This window comes from Bradyrhizobium sp. AZCC 1577, assembly GCF_036924575.1.
Classification (GTDB): Bacteria; Pseudomonadota; Alphaproteobacteria; order Rhizobiales; family Xanthobacteraceae; genus Bradyrhizobium.
The window spans coordinates 746,497-765,804 of sequence record NZ_JAZHRQ010000001.1; the positions used below are offsets into that span (position 1 = coordinate 746,497).

16 protein-coding genes are annotated in these 19,308 nt (G+C 65.1%); 6 read left to right on the plus strand and 10 right to left on the minus strand.

Translation table 11 applies throughout. The features are described 5' to 3' along the window. Window positions 1–90 precede the first annotated feature (90 nt). Complete coding sequence (locus V1278_RS03495) at window positions 91–1,440, minus strand: RsmB/NOP family class I SAM-dependent RNA methyltransferase (protein WP_334365713.1); 1,350 nt, start codon at window positions 1,438–1,440, stop codon at window positions 91–93. Window positions 1,441–1,599: 159 nt separating this feature from the next. On the opposite strand from V1278_RS03495, the gene V1278_RS03500 reads away from it, so the two are divergent. Further along, the gene (locus tag V1278_RS03500; RefSeq protein WP_334365712.1) at window positions 1,600–1,809 is read left to right on the plus strand and encodes a DUF1674 domain-containing protein; all 210 of its coding nucleotides are present in this window, start codon (window positions 1,600–1,602) and stop codon (window positions 1,807–1,809) included. 48 nt (window positions 1,810–1,857) lie between these two features. After that, window positions 1,858–2,469, plus strand: coding sequence for a thermonuclease family protein (locus V1278_RS03505; protein ID WP_442893690.1), 612 nt, complete (start codon window positions 1,858–1,860; stop codon window positions 2,467–2,469). Here V1278_RS03505 and cysN read toward each other — a convergent pair. From cysN to acs, 6 genes are all read right to left on the minus strand, one after another. Further along, window positions 2,435–4,330: a sulfate adenylyltransferase subunit CysN gene (cysN, locus tag V1278_RS03510; protein WP_334379717.1), complete on the minus strand. Its 1,896-nt coding sequence runs from the start codon at window positions 4,328–4,330 to the stop codon at window positions 2,435–2,437. The two genes, V1278_RS03505 and cysN, sit on opposite strands and share 35 nt — an antisense overlap. Further along, window positions 4,330–5,292, minus strand: a complete 963-nt coding sequence (cysD, locus tag V1278_RS03515) for a sulfate adenylyltransferase subunit CysD (RefSeq protein ID WP_334365710.1) — start codon at window positions 5,290–5,292, stop codon at window positions 4,330–4,332. Before cysD ends, cysN begins: the two co-directional genes overlap by 1 nt. A gap of 5 nt (window positions 5,293–5,297) precedes the next feature. Continuing rightward, complete coding sequence (locus V1278_RS03520) at window positions 5,298–6,317, minus strand: sulfotransferase family protein (RefSeq protein ID WP_334365709.1); 1,020 nt, start codon at window positions 6,315–6,317, stop codon at window positions 5,298–5,300. A 160-nt stretch (window positions 6,318–6,477) separates the two neighbouring features. Next, on the minus strand, window positions 6,478–8,196 hold the full coding sequence (locus V1278_RS03525) for a methyl-accepting chemotaxis protein (protein ID WP_334379718.1): 1,719 nt from the start codon (window positions 8,194–8,196) through the stop codon (window positions 6,478–6,480). A 176-nt stretch (window positions 8,197–8,372) separates the two neighbouring features. Then, window positions 8,373–8,885: a L,D-transpeptidase gene (locus tag V1278_RS03530; protein WP_334379719.1), complete on the minus strand. Its 513-nt coding sequence runs from the start codon at window positions 8,883–8,885 to the stop codon at window positions 8,373–8,375. 327 nt (window positions 8,886–9,212) lie between these two features. Next, complete coding sequence (gene acs / locus V1278_RS03535; protein ID WP_334379720.1) at window positions 9,213–11,165, minus strand: acetate--CoA ligase; 1,953 nt, start codon at window positions 11,163–11,165, stop codon at window positions 9,213–9,215. A gap of 369 nt (window positions 11,166–11,534) precedes the next feature. Here acs and V1278_RS03540 point away from each other — a divergent pair, with 369 nt between their 5' ends. Continuing rightward, window positions 11,535–12,689, plus strand: a complete 1,155-nt coding sequence (locus V1278_RS03540; RefSeq protein WP_334365705.1) for a DNA topoisomerase IB — start codon at window positions 11,535–11,537, stop codon at window positions 12,687–12,689. A gap of 69 nt (window positions 12,690–12,758) precedes the next feature. Here the strand turns inward: V1278_RS03540 and V1278_RS03545 are convergent, their stop codons facing one another. From V1278_RS03545 to tsaD, 3 genes are read right to left on the minus strand one after another with little or no spacing between them, the layout of a single operon-like run. Further along, window positions 12,759–13,172 (minus strand): EVE domain-containing protein, encoded by a 414-nt coding sequence (locus V1278_RS03545; protein WP_334365704.1) that lies wholly within the window; start codon window positions 13,170–13,172, stop codon window positions 12,759–12,761. A gap of 2 nt (window positions 13,173–13,174) precedes the next feature. Beyond that, window positions 13,175–14,155, minus strand: a complete 981-nt coding sequence (locus V1278_RS03550; RefSeq protein ID WP_334379721.1) for an NAD(P)H-dependent glycerol-3-phosphate dehydrogenase — start codon at window positions 14,153–14,155, stop codon at window positions 13,175–13,177. A gap of 1 nt (window position 14,156) precedes the next feature. Further along, window positions 14,157–15,230, minus strand: a complete 1,074-nt coding sequence (gene tsaD, locus V1278_RS03555; RefSeq protein WP_334369082.1) for a tRNA (adenosine(37)-N6)-threonylcarbamoyltransferase complex transferase subunit TsaD — start codon at window positions 15,228–15,230, stop codon at window positions 14,157–14,159. A 144-nt stretch (window positions 15,231–15,374) separates the two neighbouring features. Between tsaD and V1278_RS03560 the strand changes: the two genes are divergently transcribed. The 3 genes from V1278_RS03560 (at window position 15,375) to V1278_RS03570 (ending at window position 19,248) form a co-directional block, all read left to right on the plus strand. Next, complete coding sequence (locus V1278_RS03560) at window positions 15,375–16,130, plus strand: uroporphyrinogen-III synthase (RefSeq protein ID WP_334379722.1); 756 nt, start codon at window positions 15,375–15,377, stop codon at window positions 16,128–16,130. Between the two features lie 110 nt (window positions 16,131–16,240). Continuing rightward, window positions 16,241–17,461 (plus strand): COG4223 family protein, encoded by a 1,221-nt coding sequence (locus tag V1278_RS03565; protein WP_334379723.1) that lies wholly within the window; start codon window positions 16,241–16,243, stop codon window positions 17,459–17,461. A gap of 8 nt (window positions 17,462–17,469) precedes the next feature. Continuing rightward, window positions 17,470–19,248 carry a heme biosynthesis protein HemY gene (locus tag V1278_RS03570; RefSeq protein ID WP_334379724.1) on the plus strand — a complete coding sequence of 593 codons (1,779 nt, stop codon included), beginning with the start codon at window positions 17,470–17,472 and terminating at the stop codon, window positions 19,246–19,248. Window positions 19,249–19,308: the final 60 nt, after the last annotated feature.

The window sequence follows — 19,308 nt, forward strand, 5'->3', positions numbered from 1 at the left end:
CTGGCGAATCCTTTTAATCCGGAAACGCCGGTAAGACACCATCTTGAAAATCGACGAATCACCCGAAGGCAGGGTGATTCCGGTCTAAAATCAGGTTTTAACCAGCCGCGCTGCGTAAAATCCATCCAGCCCGCCGAGCCGGGGGTCGTCATGGGGCAAATGGCAGGGAAGGGTGCGTAAATCACCGCTTGCGGTCACGATCTCGCTGAGGCCTGCGACCTCGTCCGCCTCGACCGGGACACGGCGCATGCCCGGTTCGGTAGCGAGCAGGGACGCGACCGCCTGTTCGCCTTCCTCGGGCTCCAGCGAACAGGTACAATAGACCAGCATTCCGCCCGGCTTGAGCAGGGCGACCGCCTTTTGCAGCAACCGTTTCTGTAGCGCGGACAGCGCCGCAATGTCGGCTTCCTGACGCAGCCAGGCGACATCGGGGTGTCGGCGGATGGTGCCGGTGGAGGTGCAGGGCGCATCCACCAGCACGCCGTCGTAACCGCCATTGCCGCTGCCTTGCCATTCGGCTGCATCGGTCACCACGTCATCGGCCTGCAGCGAAAGCCGGGCCAGATTGTCGCGCAGCCGTGCCATGCGCGCCGGCGAGCGATCGACCGCGGTGACGCGCGCGCCAGCGTGCGCGAGCTGCGCGGTCTTGCCGCCGGGCGCGGCGCAGAGATCGACGATGCTCTTGCCGACGACATCGCCGAACAGCCGCGCCGGCAGTGCGGCGGCGGCGTCCTGCACCCACCACTGTCCCTCGGAGAAACCGGGCAGCATGGTCACCGAACCCTGCAGCAGCGTGCGCACGGTTCCGGTCGGCAAGGCTTCGCCATGCAGGCGGCTCGCCCATTGCGCGGCGTCCGTCTTCACGGTGATGTCGAGGGACGGCTCGTGGCCGATGGCGCGCGCCATCTCGCGCGCGGTGGTCTCGCCATAGGCGCCGATCCAGCGCGTCAACAGCCACGGCGGAACATCAAGCGTCTGCGACTTGACTTCTTCGATCAGCGGCTGTCCCTCGCGCGCGCAGCGGCGCAGCACGGCGTTGACGAGGCCGGCATACTTTGCGGCGCGGCGGTCCGATTGCACCAGCCGCACCGAAAGATCGACGGCGGCGTGATCCGGCACGTCCATCCAGAGAATCTGCGCCGCGCCGATCAGAAGCGCGCTCTGTGCCCGCGGCGCATCCGTCGGAATGCCGCGATCGAGCAGGCGCGACAGCAAATGGCCGAGCGTGCCGAGCCGCCGCAGGATCGTCGCCACCAGCCGCCGCATCAACGCGCGGTCGCGATCGGCGAGCGCCTTCAGTCCGGGATGGGCGCCCGCGCCGTCGAGCTGGTCGTCGAGGGTGCGATGCTTGTGCAGCACGCCGTCGAGAATATCAGCCGCGATCCGCCGCGCCGCGAGGCCTGGCACTTCTGAAGGTACTGCGAATCTTGAAGGGGGCATGAAGCAGGAATGTCTCGGAAGGCGGAAAGGTTTCGGCTCATGCCAATGAAATGAAACGCTCATTTGGCATGCGAATATGCCAAATGTAAGAATCGCCACAGACAATTTCTCGATTGTGATGTCATCTGTGCGCTCATCCCGTGCTATGGGAGAGTTGCGATGGCCGACAATTATTCATCCCCCGCGCCGGTTGCGGAACGAAAGAAGCTGACGCCCGCAGCCGAGCGCGCGCTCGCCGAGGCCGAAGCGCGCCGCAAGGCCACTGACGCCAGCGCCATGCCGCTGCAGAAGGAATTCCAGGGTCCGAAGGGCCTGGAACCGACCCGCTACGGCGATTGGGAGCGCAAAGGGATCGCTTCGGATTTTTGACGGCACCGGCTCTTGCCGGACGGCCCGACTCAGCCCTTAGTCGGGAATATGCCTCCGTACGAGAAGATAAATGCTTACCGGACCTCGCGCCGGGGTCCGCGGCGCCGCTGGTTTGCGGCGGCCTTGCCGTGGATGTTCGTGCTTTGCGTCGCGGCGGCGACGACGCGGCCGGTGCGAGACTGGGTACGCTGGTCGTTGCCTGACTTCGCCGGCAGCCAGGCGGCGCGTGATGCCGAGATGGTCTGGAAGCGCTCTGGAAGTCCTGACGTGCGCCATCCCGTCGATGTCATCCGGACCATCGATGGCGACACGTTTGAGGCGCGGGTGCATTTGTCGCCCGGCGTTGAGCCGACCACGCGCATACGCCTGCGCGGCATCGACGCGCCCGAATTGAAGGCATCGTGCCTTGGGGAATTGCAGATGGCGGAAGCCGCGACCGGTGCCCTGCGCGCGCTGCTCGGCGAAGGCGGCGTCACGATCTTCAACATTGGACCGGACAAATATAGCGGCAGGGTCGTGGCGGAGGCCGCGACCCGGCGCACCGGGAACGTTTCGGCGGCCATGCTCGCGGCAGGCCATGCGCGCGGCTATGGCGGCGGTCACCGCAACGGATGGTGCGCGACCGCTACAGGTAACGATGCTCCCGCAAGTAAGCGATGATGCGCTCGCAGGCCGCTTCGGCCGACATCTCCGACGTGTCGATGGTGATTTCCGGTGCAAGCGGCGTCTCGTAGGCCTGGTCGATGCCGGTGAAGTTCGGCAACTCGCCGGCGCGCGCCCGGGCATAGAGTCCCTTGGAATCGCGGCGCTCGCATTCGGACAGCGATGTCGCGACATGAATCTCGATGAACTCGCCGTCGTCGAGCCGGCGCCGCGCCGTTTCGCGATCGCCGCGGAACGGGGAGATCAGCGAGACCAGCGCGATCAGGCCGGCATCGACGAACAGCGCCGCGATCTCGGCGACGCGGCGGATGTTCTCGACCCGCGCCTCGCTGGTGAAGCCGAGGTCGCGGTTGATGCCGTAACGAAGATTGTCGCCGTCGAGCAGCGCGGCATGGCGCCCGAGTTCGGCAAGGCGGCGATCGACGAGATTGGCAATGGTCGACTTGCCGGCGCCGCTCAGGCCGGTGAACCAGAGCACGCAGGGCCGCTGCTGCTTGAGACGGGCGCGCACGGATTTGTCGACGTCGAGCGCCTGCCGGCGGATATTGGTGGCGCGACGCAGCGAGAAATCGATCATGCCTGCCGCCGCCGTGCGGTGGCTGATCGGGTCGATCAGAATGAAGCTGCCGAGCTCGCGATCCTCGCGATAGGCCTCGCAGACCAGCGGACGGTCGAGGCTAAGATTGACGTAGCCGATCTCGTTGGCGGCGAGCGTGGTGGCGGCCTGATGCTCCATGGTGTCGATCGCGACGCGGTGCTTTAGCGTCGAGATGACCGCGCCGGTCGAGGCGGTGCTGCATTTGAGCACGTAGCGGCGGCCCGGCAGCATGGCGTCGCCGTCGAACCAGACGAGATGCGCGGCCAGTTGATCCGATACCAGCGGCGCGGCGCCCGCGGTCAGCACATCGCCGCGGCTGACATCGATCTCCTCAGTCAGCGTGAGGGTTACCGATTGGCCGGCTGTGGCGTGGTCCTGCTCGCCGGCGGCGGTGATGATGCCGGCGACATGGGTGAGATGGCCGGACGGCCGCACGCTGATCGCGTCGCCTATGCGCACCGTGCCGCTGGCGATTCGCCCGCTGAAGCCGCGAAACTCCGCATTCGGCCGGTTCACCCATTGCACCGGAAGCCGGAACGGTCGCTCTGCGATGTCGCCGGTCACGTCGACCGTCTCCAGATGCGCCATCACCGTCGGCCCGTCGTGCCAGGGCATCCGCGTACTCGCGGCGAAGATGTTGTCGCCGTCGCGCGCCACGACGGGAATGCATTGAACCTGCGGAATGCCGAGGCGGGTCGCGAGCGTTTGATAGTCGGCGGCGATCGCGGCAAAACGATCGGCATCGAAACCGACCAGATCCATCTTGTTGACGGCCAGCACGACGTGGCGCACGCCGAGTAACGTGAGGATATGGCTGTGGCGGCGGGTCTGCGTGATCACGCCCTTGCGCGCGTCGATCAGCACCACCGCGAGATCGGCAGCGGACGCGCCGGTCGCCATGTTCCGGGTATACTGGGCGTGGCCCGGCGTGTCGGCGACGACGAAGCGGCGGCGCTGGGTGGCGAAGAAACGGTAGGCGACGTCGATCGTGATGCCCTGCTCGCGCTCCGCCTGCAGGCCGTCGACCAAAAGCGCAAAGTCGAGATCGTCGCCGGTGGTGCCGGCGACCTTGCTCTCGGAGGCGAGCGCCGCCAGTTGGTCGTCGAGCAGCGTCTTCGAATCGTAGAGCAAGCGGCCGACCAGTGTGCTCTTGCCATCGTCGACGCTGCCGCAGGTGACGAAGCGCAGCGTCGGCCGGTCATCCTGCCCGAGCTGCAACGCGTCGAGAACGGCTACCGCGGGCGCCTCGTGATAAGACATCAGAAATAGCCCTCCGCTTTTTTCCGTTCCATCGACGCGGTCGAGTCGCGGTCGATGACGCGTCCTTGCCGTTCGGACGTTCGCGAAATCATCATCTCATGGACGATCTCCGGCAGGTTGGCCGCCGTCGACGGCATTGCGCCGGTCAGGGGATAGCAGCCGAGCGTGCGAAATCTCACCGAGCGCCACATCGGCTGCTCGCCAGCGCGCAGCGGCATCCGCTCGTCGTCGACCATGATCAGCGCGCCGTCGCGCTCGACCACCGGCCGCCGCGCGGCAAAGTACAAGGGCACGATCGGGATGTTCTCGATCAGGATGTATTCCCAGACGTCGAGCTCGGTCCAGTTCGACAGCGGAAACACCCGCATGCTCTCGCCGGGCGCGAGCATGGTGTTGTACAGGCTCCACAGCTCCGGCCGCTGCTGCTTCGGGTCCCAGCGGTGCGTGGCGCTTCGATGCGAGAAGATGCGCTCCTTGGCGCGCGATTTCTCCTCGTCACGGCGCGCACCGCCGATCGCGGCATCGAAGCCGCCGGCTTCCAGTGCCTGCCGCAGCGCCTGCGTCTTCATCACGTCGGTATGAAGCGCCGAGCCGTGGCTGAACGGGCCGATGCCCTGCCTCAGACCGTCGGCGTTGACATGGACGATCAGATCGAGCCCAAGCTCGCTTGCGCGCTGATCGCGAAACGCGATCATCTCGCGAAACTTCCAGGTCGTATCGACATGCAGCAGCGGAAACGGCGGCTTGCCGGGATAGAACGCCTTCATCGCCAGGTGCAAGAGCACCGAGGAGTCCTTGCCGACGGAATAGAGCATCACGGGTTTACGGAATCCGGCCGCCACCTCGCGTATGATGTGGATGCTTTCGGACTCCAGGCGCTGCAGATGGCTGGTGGCGGTGCGGGGCTGCTTGCCAGCCCTTCCAGGGAGGGCTGGCTCGGCGATCGTGCGAATGTCCAGCATGGCGATCACGCGGCCGCGGCGAACCAATCGCCGAACAAGCGCTCCGACGTGGCCGCACTCAGGCCAAGATCCCGAACACACGCCGCAACCGAGGCGCGATAGGCATCATTGACCCCGCACCGCTCCAGGATGTCCAGTTGGGCTTCGCTCAGCGAGGCCGTTGCGCGGCACTGGTAGCGATAGGCGCTATCGGAGGTGTGTAGATTGGGCACCTTGTAAATCGTCGCTTCGCTCGGGAAGATGACGCGCGCGTTGTTCACCTGCGCTTGTCCCGGCTCCCGCCACGACGTCACGGCATTTTCGGTAAAGCTGCTCGAAAGGCCAAGGCGGTCGAACAGGACACGGACCGACGATATGGCCTCCTTGCTCACCTCGTAAACGTAGTGAGTGACCGGAACGCCCTGTCGCTTGGCGTAGCTTTCCACCCGAACCGCGCTCAGCGCGGCGATGACATAATGCTGTAGCAACGTACTTTCCGGCGCGCGAGAGATCAGCTTCTCGATCCATGACGCCAGCGCACTCGCCGGCTCGCGATCGAGCATGATGAGGTGCAGCCGGGCCTGCGGATAGCCCGCCTCGATCAAGAGCTGCAGCGGATTGAACAGGCTCTCGGCGAGCACGTAGGGCCCGATCGTCTCCTTGCTGAAGATGTCAGGCTCATCGGTCGCCGACGGCACGATCCAGGGCGTCAGCGACTGGCCGACGAGCGCATCGCGCAGGATCGCCTTCAGCGGCTGATAGTATGAAGGCATCCCGATCATGCCGAACAGGTTGCTCAGAGCTGTCGATCCGACCCGGGCCTTGCCGCATGCGAAATAAAGCATCGGGAAGTCTTGCGCCGGGCGATGCCGGAAGTTCTCGGCAAGGCACTCCGTCACTTCGCGCATCAAGGTTTCGAGCGCGACGGTCCTGGTCTGGAATTCGCCAACTGGCGAAAGCAGCATGGTGTCGAGGGAACTGTGCTGTTGCCGAACCAGATCGGCGATTCGTTCGAGCGAATCGGCTGAGGTCGCGTGGATGTTCATGTCGGGAGGCTCACTGAGGCAGGTTCCGCAAGCGAGGTTGCTTGTGGCTTCTCAGCCAACCTATAGTTGTTCGACAGTGTCGGTCAAACCCGTACAATCCCGGGGCGTGCTGCGTATATCGAGCGAGCGCCGAACGTGTGCTCGCTGCCTTGTTGGCGGCTCAGGCGGCCCGCACAGTGTTGAGGAACTTCTCGACCTCCGCCCTCAAGAGACCGCTTTCGCTGGACAGTGAGCGCGCCGATGCCAGCACCTGGGCCGAGGCCGAACCGGTGGAACTCGCGCCGGAGTTGACCTGGGTGATCCTCTCCGCGACCTCGGCGGTGCCCTTGGCTGCTTCGCTGACATTGCGGGCGATCTCGGCCGTTGCGGCACCCTGCTCCTCGATGGTTGCAGCGATGGTCGTCGAGATGTCCGAAATCCTGGCGATGGTGGCGCCGATCTCCTTGATCGCGCTGACCGCGTCTTCGGTCGCCGCCTGCATGCCCATGATCTGTGCGCCGATCTCGTCGGTGGCCTTGGCCGTCTGAGCCGCCAGTGCCTTCACCTCGCTCGCCACCACGGCGAAGCCGCGGCCGGATTCGCCGGCGCGCGCAGCCTCGATGGTAGCATTCAGCGCCAGCAGGTTGGTCTGTTCCGCGATCGCGGTGATGAGCTTGACGACGTCGCCGATCCGGCTCGCTGCCTTCAGCAGTTCATTGATGCGCAGGTCGGTCTGCTCCGCCTGCCTCACGGCCTCGTTCGCAATGCGGCTGGAATCGTGGACCTGCCGGCTGATCTCGACAACCGACGTGCTCATCTCCTCGGCGGCGGAAGCCACCGCGCCAACATTGGTGGAAGCCTCCTCGGAAGCCGCGGCGACCAAGCCGGAGAGCTGCTGCGTCTGCTCAGCGGTGCCCGACAGAGTGCCGGCGGCGGCCTCGAGCTGCTGGGATGCCGACGATACCGTGCTGACGATGCCGCCGACGGCGGACTCGAAAGCGTCGGCAAGCTTGATCATTTCCGACTTGCGTCGTGCGGCCGCAGCGGCTTCCTGATCCTTCCGCTCGGCTTCCATCTGCTCGATGCGGAGCAGGTTATCCTTGAAGGTGTGGGCCGCGCGGGCGTTGTCACCGACTTCGTCGCCGCGGGCCGTGTAGGGAATCTCGACGGCCTTATTACCGCCGGCGAGTTGCATGAGCACGTCGCCGATACGCCGGATCGGGCGGGCGATGCTCAACACCGAAAAAACCGCGGAGGCGATCAACATCACCATGACGAATGCGCCGACGATGAACGCGAAGTTGGCGACACGATCCAGTTCCGCCAGCAACTCGCCTCTGCGTCGCGCCGCGAATTCGTTGGCGACGCCCACCAAGTCGTCAATGCGTTTGCTGACTTCCTGGGCCGCCGGGCGCATACGCCCTGTGAGAATGCTCGCCTTCGCCGTTTCGGCCGCGGCCTTGGCGTCGCCGGCGGCAGCGCCGATGACGGCCTTTTGCGCCGTCGCCAGCTCGACGGCACTGGCCAGATAGGCATCCGCGAATCTCTTGGTCTCCCGGTAGGCATCCTGTGTGACCTTCCGCGTCGCCCTTTCCATTGCGGCGTTGATTTCGGTCCCGGCTTCAGTTGCGTGGGTGCGGAGAATCTCGAGGAACTTGTCAACCTCTGCAACTGACGGCGCGGAGCCGATCTCGAGAGCGGCGAGCTGCGCGCGCGCCATCGCCGTCTGCGTCGCCTGCGCATTGCCTTTGTTGAGGTAGTTGATGATGACCAGGCGGTTGGATTCCACAATCGACCGGTGGCCGAGCATCTGGTTGGTCAGAATGCCGCCCACCAAAATGACGCCGATACCGGCCGTCAGACCCAGCTTTGTACCGATACGAAACTTGAACCGTCCCATGGCGCGCCGCTCCCCTTGCAGTTGAAGCAGTAGGCGACATACAACTAAACCAAACGTAAAAACTAAACCCCGTACAACTACAGGGAGAGTTCCGCAAAACCGCGTTCTGCAGAACTACCGAAACAAAAAAGCTGCGCCAAGGCGCAGCTTTTTCAGGTGAAAATGATGTGGGACGATCAGCGCGTGACGGTCACGGTGGTTCCGACCGGCACGCGTTGATAGAGATCGGAGATGTCGTCGTTGAGCATGCGGATACAACCGTAGGACACGAAGCCGCCGACCGAGCCCGGCACGTTGGTGCCGTGAATGGCATACTCCCCCCCGGCCAGCGTCATCGCCGCGACGCCCATCGGGTTGCGCGGCGAGCCGCCGGGAATCACGTCGGGCATATAAGGCTTGTCGCGCCTGACTTCGCTCGGGGGCGACCAGGCCGGGTTGAGATACTTGCCGTCGATCTTTGTGGTGCCCGACCATTGCTTGCCGGCCTTGCCGACGCCGACCGGATAGCGCATGGCGCGGCCGGATTCGAGAATGAGATAGAGACGTCGCTCGCCGGTCTTCACCACGATCGTGCCCGGCGCGTATTCGCCGCTGACATCGACCAGCTCCGGCCCCGCTTGTGCCTGCGACGACATCATAGTGCCCGCAGCCAAGGTGGCGGCCAACGCCACCGCAATCCTTTTTGACATTCCCCAGCTCCGCTCTGCCCGCCCTCTCAGGGGCCCTCAAAATGTCCTTTCAAGCCTTGACGGCCCGCTGTCTCGTCCACCCGTTTTCAGTTTAGTCGCACGAACTGACCGGCTGGTTTCAACGCCAGCCTTCGAGATTGTTTTCGATGGAGGGAACAAAGGGAATGTTCGAAATAAAGTAAATGACCGTAAAACAACACGCAGCGGCGAAGAGTCCCGTGAGGCGGGCTCGCCACTGACAAACGCGTGAGCGATGGGATTGCCGCAAAATTCGGCACTCGCCTCGTCCCGGGGGTCCCGGGACGAGAGGCTTGCTATAGCGTCGTTCTACGCCGGCGCCGACTTCTTGTTCTGCCGGTTCTTCACGAGGTCATCGACCACGGCGGGGTCGGCGAGCGTCGAAGTGTCGCCGAGACTGGAGGGCTCATCCTCGGCGATCTTGCGCAGGATGCGGCGCATGATCTTGCCGGAGCGGGTTTTCGGCAGGCCCGGTGCGAACTGGATCTGGTCGGGGGACGCGATCGGGCCGATGTCCTTGCGCACCCAGGCGACCAGCTCTTTCCGCAGCTCCTCGGTCGGCTCGGTACCGGCCATCAACGTCACATAGGCGTAAATGCCCTGGCCCTTGATGTCGTGGGGATAGCCGACCACAGCCGCTTCCGACACCTTGGCATGCGCCACCAGCGAGCTTTCGACCTCGGCGGTGCCCATGCGGTGGCCGGAGACGTTGATGACGTCGTCGACGCGGCCGGTGATCCAGTAATAGCCGTCGGCATCCCTGCGGCAGCCGTCGCCGGTGAAATACTTGCCCTTGTAGGTCGAGAAATAGGTCTGCTCAAAACGGGCGTGGTCGCCATAGACCGTGCGCATCATCCCGGGCCAGGACTTGATGAGGCAGAGATTGCCCGTGACTTCGCCCTCGAGCACCTTGCCGTCGGCATCGACGATCTCAGGCACCACGCCGAAGAACGGCCGCGTCGCCGAACCCGGCTTGAGTTTTGTGGCGCCCGGCAGCGGCGTGATCAGGATGCCGCCGGTCTCGGTCTGCCACCAGGTGTCGACGATCGGACAGCGGCCTTCGCCGACCACGCGATAATACCATTCCCAGGCTTCCGGATTGATCGGCTCGCCAACGGTGCCGAGCAGCCGCAGGCTCTTGCGCGAGGTCTTTTTCACCGGCTCGTCACCGCCCTGCATCAGCGCGCGGATCGCGGTCGGTGCGGTGTAGAAGATGTTGACCTTGTGCTTGTCGATGACGTTCCAGAACCTGGAGGTGTCAGGGTAATTCGGCACGCCCTCGAACATCAGCGTGGTGGCGCCGTTCGCCAGCGGCCCATAGACGATGTAGCTGTGGCCGGTGACCCAGCCGACGTCGGCGGTGCACCAGAAGATGTCGCCGTCGTGATAGTCGAACACGTATTGATGCGTCATCGACGCGTATACGAGATAGCCGCCCGTGGTGTGCAGCACGCCCTTCGGCTGACCGGTGGAGCCCGATGTGTAGAGGATGAACAGCGGGTCTTCCGCGTGCATGTGCTCGCACGGGCATTCCGTCGTCACCAGCTTGGCCACTTCGTGGTGCCAGAAATCGCGCGTTGGATTCATGTCGACGGCAGCGCCAGTGTGTCTCACGACGACGACCCAATCGACGCCACCCGCTTTCTCGATCGCGGCGTCGACATTGGCCTTAAGCGGCACCTTCTTGCCGCCGCGCAGTCCCTCGTCGGCGGTGATGATGACCTTGGACTGGCAGTCGGTAATGCGCTGGGCGAGGCTGTCCGGTGAGAAGCCGGCGAACACCACCGAATGAATGGCGCCGATCCGCGCGCAGGCCAGCATTGCATAGGCGGCTTCCGGGATCATCGGCAGATAGATGGTGACGCGGTCGCCCTTCTTGACGTTCCGCGTGCGCAGGATGTTGGCCATCTTGCAGACTTCGTCGTGCAACTGGCGATAGGTGATATGCTTGGACTGCGAGGGATCGTCGCCCTCCCAGATAATGGCGGTCTGATCGCCGCGCTTGTCGAGATGCCGGTCGATGCAGTTCCAGGCGGCGTTCAGGACGCCATCCTCGAACCATTTGATCGAGATGTTGCCGGGGGCGAAGGAGGCGTTTTCGACCTTGTGGAAGGGCTTCATCCAGTCGATGCGCTTGGCCTGTTCGGCCCAGAAACCATTGGGGTCCGAGACCGAGCGGGCGTACATTTCGCGGTACTTGGCGTCATCGACATAGGCGCGTTTGGCCCAATCGGCGGATACGTCGTAGATCTTCTCGGACATGTTTACCCTCCCACTCATTGCGGCCGGATGCTCGGCGGCCACAAGTCGTCCCTGATTGTTGCAGCGATTATGCGTCGCGGGACGATGCCCGGACAAGGCGGAACGTGTGCGACCTTGGTCGGCCAGCCGGTTTCCGGCCTTGTCGCGGATCAAAGTCAGGTCATTTTCGCGGGTCCCGCTCAGGGCAAATCAACGTTATCGGCGGAATGGCTCCCATGGCCGGTATCTAATAACCGTCAATGACGGAATCGGGACTCGCAAAGTGGTTCGTTACCCCCTAAATGGCCTCCCCGGGGCCGGCGGCCTCCCGGAACAAGCCATAACAAACGGCATTACCGGCGAAACAGGCGGAGTAGGGCGACAACGCATATGATGGATCAGCAGAATTTCGAGGCTACGCGGCCCGTTTCCGCCGATCCTGCCGTTGCATTGGCCGAAGCGCTCGGGCAACTGCCAAAGGAACCGTCCAAATCGTCCGCGGCAAAGCCGCACATCATCGCCTCCGTCGAAGCACTGGCACAGGAACTTGGCCTCAAACTCGGCGATCAAAACGGCCTGACCATCCGCCGCATCAAGCGCGGAAAAAGTTATTCATTCATTCGCGCCAATGGCACGCAGATCCGCCACGCCGGAACGATCCGGCGCCTGCATTCGATGGCGGTGCCGCCGGCCTATCGCGACGTTCGCTATTCGGCCGATCCGAACTCGCATCTGCAGGCGGTCGGCTTCGATGCCGCTGGCCGGTTGCAGTATCGCTACCACGCCGATTGGGAAAAGGTTCGCGAGCACCGCAAGGCGCACCGCCTGGCCAAACTGGTCGCGGCGCTGCCCAAGATCCGGCGGAAGGTCTCTGCGTATCTGTCGGGCGAGGAGCCGACGCGGGAGTTCGCACTCTCGGCCGTGATCGAGTTGATCGCGCGCACCGCCATCCGTCCGGGCAATGAATCCTATGCCCGCCTCAACGGCACCCGCGGCGCCACCACGCTGTTGAAATCGAACGTCACGCTGGAGGACGATTGCCTCGTCCTCACCTTCAAGGCCAAGGGCGGCAAGGCCGTGCGCAAGGAATGCGACGCCGCCAAGCTGGTGCGCGCGATCGGCATCCTGCGCACCGTGCCGGGCAAGCGCATGTTCCAGTACCGCGACAGGTCTGGCGTCGTGCGCGCCGCCTCGACCACGGCCGTGAATGCGTTCCTGCGCGAGATCGCCGGTATCAAGATTTCGCTGAAGGATTTCCGCACGCTGATGGCATCGGCCGTGGTGCTGGAATCGCTGTCGCGGATTACACCCGCAGCAAGTGAGCGCGGCCGCAAGAAGCAGGTGCTCGAAGCCGTGCGCGCGGCGGCCGACGAACTCTCGAACACGCCGGCGATCTGCCGCAAGAGCTACGTCCACGACACCATCGTCACCGCGTTCGAAGACGGCATCCTCGAGCGCTTTGCCGCGACGATGAAGGGCTACCGAACGCAAGCGAAACGCGAAGCGCTGCTGGCGCAGGTGGTGACGGCGGCGGCTGCTGCGTAAAACGTAGCTCTCGTAGAAGCCGTTGGCTTTGCCACCCTACTCAATGGCGGTCCTACGCAGTGACGCGCGCTACATCCCGCCCATCTTGCAGACCAGCTTCCACTCTTCCGCCGTGACCGGCTGCACCGACAGCCGCGAATATTTCACCAGCGCCATGCCGGCGAGCTTCTTGTCAGCCTTGATCGCGGCCATCGTCACCGGGGTCTTCAACGGCTTGTCGGCCTTGATGTCGACGCAGACGAATTTGCCGGTCTTGTCGGTCGGATCGGGATAGGCTTCCTTGATGACCTCCGCGATGCCGACGATCTCCTTGCCCTCGTTGGAATGGTAGAAGAAGGCTTTGTCGCCCTTCTTCATGTTCACCAGATTCTGCCGCGCGGTGAAATTGCGCACGCCTGTCCAGGCTTCGCCCTTTGCTCCCTTCGCGACCTGCTGGTCCCATGACCAGGCCGACGGTTCGGATTTCACCAGCCAGTACGCCATCGTCATTCCTCCGCCTTGAACGGCCGCGTCAGCAGGCCCTCGATCGCCGCGTCGATCGTCACCTTGCCGCCGAGGATCGCCGCGACCGCATTTGATACCGGCATATCGACGTTCTGCGAAGCCGCCAGTTCGATCAAGACCGGTGCGGTGAATTCGCCTTCGGCGAGCTTGCCGCGGTTCGGCGGCTCGCCGCGCCCAAGCGCGATGCCGAATGCCAAATTGCGAGACTGCGGACTGGAGCAGCTCAGGATCAGATCGCCGAGACCCGACAGGCCCGCCAGCGTTTCGCTGCGCGCGCCGCAGGCGCGGCCGAGGCGCGCGAGTTCGCTGAAGCCGCGCGTGGTCAGTGCGGCCAGCGCCGAGGCGCCGAGCTGGCGGCCGACGACGATCCCGGCTGCGATCGCCAGCACGTTCTTGGCCGCGCCGCCGATCTCGACGCCGCGAACATCCGTGGTGTGATAGGGCCGGAAGGTTGATGAGCCCAGCGCCTGCACCAGACGGCTCGCCAGCTTTTCGTCCCTTGCCGCAAGCGTCACGGCGGTCGGAAGGCCTCGCGCGACGTCGTCGGCGAAGTTCGGTCCCGACAGGATCGCCGGGATTGCTTCCGGTATGGTCTCGGCAATGATCTCGGTCATGAACCGGTGGGTGCCGCGCTCGATACCCTTGGCACAGGCGACGACGGGTGTCTTTGGCTTGAGGTGCGGCGCTAGCGTCGCCGCGGCTTCGCGCAAGCTTTGCGCAGGCGTCGCAAGCAGGACGATGTCCGCGCGCGCCGCGGCAGCGATGTCGGCCGTGACGCCGATGCTGCTGTCGAGGCTCACGCCGGGTAGTTTTGGATTGTTTCGCGTCGTCTGCATCTGCGCGGCGCTTTCGGCGCTTCGCGCATAGAGCACGACCTTGCGGCCGGTGCGCACCGCGGCGCAGGCGAGCGCGGTGCCATAGGCGCCACCGCCGATTACCGCGACGGAATTGAAGGACGCCATGTCAGAATCCTGCGCGGGTGTTGGCGAAGCCGGCCGGTGCGGTTGCGTTGGCGTCGAGCAGCCAGCGCGCGCGCGGCGGCGCATCCATCGTATCGGTCAATCCCAGCGCCATCCGCTCCGCGCCGGCCCAGGCGATCATGGCGCCGTTATCGGTGCAGAGCGCAGGCGGCGGAATGATCAGCGTGGTCTGCGCCTTCGAGGCCACATCCTGCAGCGCCCCGCGAATGGCATGATTGGCGGCGACGCCACCGGCGGCGACCAACGCGCGGGGCGGGCCGAATTGCTCATGAAACAGTCGCAAGCCGACGCTCAGCCGATCTGCGGTCGATTCCAGCACCGCGGCCTGAAAACTGGCGCAGAGGTCGCTGACGTCCTGCGGCTCCAGCGGCGCCAGGCGGTTGGCCTCATTGCGAACCGCCGTCTTCAATCCCGACAGCGAGAAATTCGCATCCGGCCGGCCGAGCATCGGCCGCGGAAAGGCGAAACGTTTGGCGTCGCCACTTCCCGCCGCGCGCTCGACCTCAGGGCCGCCCGGATAGGGCAGCGACAACATCTTTGCGACCTTGTCGAAGGCTTCCCCCATCGCGTCGTCGACGGTGGTGCCGAGCCGGACATATTTGCCGACACCGACCACGGCGACGATCTGGGTGTGACCGCCGGAGGCGAGAAACAGGCAATAGGGAAAGACGAGCGCGCAAGTGAGCCGCGGCGTCAGCGCGTGCGCTTCGAGATGATTGACCGCAATCAGCGGCGTGTCATGCACCATCGCAATGGCCTTGGCGGTGGTGAGTCCGACAATCACGCCGCCGATCAGGCCGGGGCCTGCAGCGGCCGCTACCGCCGACAATTGCGCGAAGCCGACATTGGCGTCCTCCATGGCCTGGCCGACGATCCCGTCGAGCAGGTCGACATGGGCGCGCGCCGCGATCTCCGGCACCACGCCGCCGAAACGGGCGTGTTCTGAGGTCTGCGAGCGCACGATATTGGATAGAATCTTTCCGCTTCCGTCGCGCTGGCGCTCGACCACGGCGGCTGCGGTTTCATCGCAGGTGGTCTCGATACCCAGCACCAGCATCGGCTTGTCGTTGTCCAATTTGAACCCTTGTTTAGCCCTTGCGCTATCGCCAAAAACAACGCTTCCGTAACCGGGTAGCATTACGAGGTCACAACGTGCAATCGCCTGCGCGTGCCTGAAACCGGTTTGGCGGAGATCTGAAATATGGCCGTTCTCGTGACGCGACCAAGTCCGGATGATGAGATGACGGCGAAGGCCCTCCACGCGCGGGGGTTCGATGTGCTGCGCGCGCCGATGCTGCGGTTCGAGCCGGTGCCGTTCCAAGACGATGCGGACGCGGCCTATGGCGTCGTCATCGTCACCAGCGCCAACGCGCTGCGCGCCATCGCGCCCCATCTTGCCGACAGCCGGCTTCTCAAACTGCCGTTGTTCGCGGTCGGAGAAAATACCGCGGCGGCGGCCCGCGATGCGGGGTTTGGCGACGTGATCGCCTCCAGGGGCGACGCCGGCGCGTTACGCGATCTGGTGCTGGCGAACGCGAAATCGAGGCAACTGAAGAAGACGAGCCCGATCCTGTACCTTGCCGGCGCCGACCTCGCGCGCGACCTTGCCGGCGAACTCGGGGAGAAGGGTTTTACGGTGGTGACGCATACCACCTACCGGATGGTGCCGGTGCCCAGCCTGCCGCGGGAGATATCTGACGCTTTCTTGGCGCATGAGGTCGAGGCCGTGCTGCATTACTCGCGGCGTAGCGCGCGTGCGTTTCTGGAGGCGGCGCGCTTCGGCGGCGTCGAAATCTCGGCATTGGCGCTGCCGCAGTGCTGCATTTCGGCAGGCGTCGCCGCGGTGTTGCGGGACGCCGGCGCGACCCAGGTCACGACGGCGGTTTCACCGGATGAAAACGCCCTGTTCGAGGCGCTGGACCGGGCGTTGCAGGCCCGATCGGGTCCTAATCTTTAAGTCTGAGCATGGTCTTATCGGAAAACCGGTGCCGCCACGGCCGGATCATGCTCTAAGACGTCTCGATTCTGCTAAGTTCCGGCATCTAACCACCTTAAGGGAACCGCGTGATGGTCGATAACAGGCCCGAAGACACTGGATCGTTGCCCGAATCGGGGCGGCCGAAGCGTGAGCCGCCGACCATCGATCTCGATGCCTCCGAAGTATCGAGCGAGACCAAGAGTGCTGGCGAGGCGCCATCCGAGCCTGAGGCTGAACCCGCGCCCGAGGTCGCCCAAGCGCCGGTTGAGGAGGCTCCAGTTGAGGAGTCACGGGTTGCGGAGCCGCCGTCCCGGCCCGTGTCGCCCTGGGTCGTCGCGCCGGTTTCCGGCGCGGTCGCGGCGGCGCTGGTGATCGGCGTCGGCTGGATGCTGGGCTGGCCCGCGATTCAGCCGGCCTCCGTATCGCAGACCGCACAGCTCAACGCCGCCGCCATCGACGGTTTGACCGCGCAAATCGCCGGCCTCGAATCCAAGGTGGGCAAACCGGTGGCCGATCCCGCCGCGGCCGCGCGCACTGACGCACTTGAAAAATCGGTCGCGACGCTGCGCGGGGAACTCGCCACGGCGCGTGCGCAAAGTGAGAAGCTGGCATCTGCCATCAACGAGGTGAAGTCGGCGCCGCGCGGCGACGGCACCGTGTCGCCTGATCTCGCCGCTTTCGCCGAACGCATCGCCAAGGTCGAGAGCCAGATGCGGGCGCAAAGCGCCGAGATTGCGCAACAAGGCAGCAAGCTTGCCGACACGACAGCCGACGCCAAACCTGCGGATGATATGCCGCTGCGCCGTGTGGTATCGGCAGCGCTGCTCGATGTGCTGGTCAGAATCGGCGATCCCTATCCGACGGCGCTCGCCGCAGCCAAGGCGCTGGCACCAAATCCCGAAGCGCTGAAGGCGCTCGATGAATTTGCGGAGAAGGGCGTGCCGAACGCCGGCAAGCTGAGCACGGAACTGTTGGCGCTGGTGCCAAAACTGTTGCCGGCCCAACAGAGCGCCGCCACCACCGGCACCGGCATCGTCGATCGTTTGCAGGCGGGCGCTGCCAAACTGGTCAAGATCGAGCGCACCGATACCGCCGGCACGGACCGCGGCGCTGTGGTGGCGCGTATCACGGCGGCTGCGCTGCGCAACGATTTCAACGAGGCGCGGCGAGAATTGAAGACACTGGAGCCAGCCGATCGCGCCGCGGCGCAATCATGGCTTGAGTCGGCCGATGCGCGCGACGCCGCGCTGGCCGCATCCCGTCAATTTGCGACTGAGGCCATGGCTGTGCTCGCCAAACCGGCGCAATAAGGATTTCAATGGTCCGGATCATTCTGTTTCTGCTGTTGATCGCGCTCGGTGCAGCGGGCGCGGCCTGGATTGCCGAGCAGACCGGCGATGTCGTGCTTTCGTGGGGCGGCTATCGCGCGCAGACCACGCTGCCGGTGTTCATGCTGGCGCTCGGCATCGTCATCGTCGCGGCGATGATGCTGTGGGCGACCCTGCGCGGCCTGTGGCGCACACCGCAACGGATCCGCCGCAATCGGCGCGAACGCCGTCAGGCCCGCGGCCGGCATGCGATCACGCAAGGCTTGCTCGCGATCGGCCATGGCGATTCCACGGCTGCCCGCATCCACGCGGACGCTGCGCGAAAGCATGCGGCGCATGATCCGCTGGCCCTGCTGCTGCACGCGCAATCGGCGCAGCTCGACGGCGACCGCGAGGGCGCGCAGCGCGCCTTCCGCGCCATGGCCGAGCGTGAAGACACGCGGCTGTTGGGCTTGCGCGGCCTGTTCATCGAGGCGCAGCGCGCCGACGATCCCGTCGCCGCCGTCGTGCTCGCCGAGGAAGCACTAAAGCTGTCGCCGTCGTCGTCATGGGCATCGCACGCCGTGCTCGGCTTCTGCTGCGCCAAGGGCGACTGGGGCGGCGCGCTAAAGATCCTCGACAACAATCAATCGGCCGGGCTGATCGACAAGGCGACCTATCGCCGGCAGCGTGGCGTGCTGCTGACCGCGCGCGCGCTCGAACTGGAAAAGGTCGATCGCGACCTGGCGCGCGAGAGCGTGATGGAAGCGGTCAAGCTGGCGCCGACGCTGGTGCCCGCCGCGGTGCTGGCGAGCAAGTTCGAGAGCGAAGCGCACCAGGTGCGGCGCTCGATGCGGCTTGTCGAGACGGCGTGGCTGGCGCAGCCGCATCCGGATCTGGCCGATGCCTATGCCCATGTGAAGTTGGGGGATTCCGCGCGGCAACGGCTGGTGCGGGTGGAGACGCTGGCAGCGAAAGTGCCTGGTCACATCGAGGGCGCGCTGGCGATCGCGCGCGCTGCGATCGATGCGTCTGAGTTTACCAAGGCACGCGAGGCGCTGGCGCCCTTCATCGCTCAGCCGACGCAGCGGGTCGCGCTGTTGATGGCCGAGATCGAGCGCACCGAGCACGGCGATAGTGGCCGTGCGCGCGCGTGGACCTTGCGCGCGGTGCGCGCGCTGCACGATCCGGCCTGGACCGCGGACGGCTATGTCAGTGATCGCTGGCGGCCGGTCTCCCCCGTCACCGGCCGGCTCGATGCCTTCCAGTGGCAGACGCCGGTCGCGGCGCTGCCGTCCGACAAGGCGAGCACGATCGAATCCTCCCCGTTCGAGGAAGCCATGTTGGCAACGCCGCGCCGTGCCGTGGTGATTGCACCGCCCGAGGCCGTGGAAGAGCAGCCCGCCGAGCCCGCCGCCCCGGTCACGCCCGAAACGCCCGCGGCACCGGCCGCGCAGGACAATGTGCCGCCACCCGCGGCTGTCGCCGAAGTGCCTCCCGCCGAGGCTCCCCGCCCCGAAGCAGCCACCATTCTTCCGACGCCGGAGCCAGCCCCGCCCAAGCCGGCCGAACCGGTACCAAGCCAGCCGGCCCCGCTGTTCCGTTCGCGGCAGGATATTCCAAAGACGGTTCCGGCCTCGATTCCCGCCGTAATCCCCCTCATTCGAGCCCCGGACGACCCTGGTATCGACGAGGACGGCCCGGCGGACGAATTCGCGGAACAACTCGCCCCGCCCAAGGCCCAGGCCGGCGGCTGGCGGGGATTTTTGTCACGTTGGGGCGGCAGCTAGCGTTTCGGAGGCCTAGCGTTTTTCTTGCCAATCGGGGCGCTCCCCGATATCAGGTGCGGG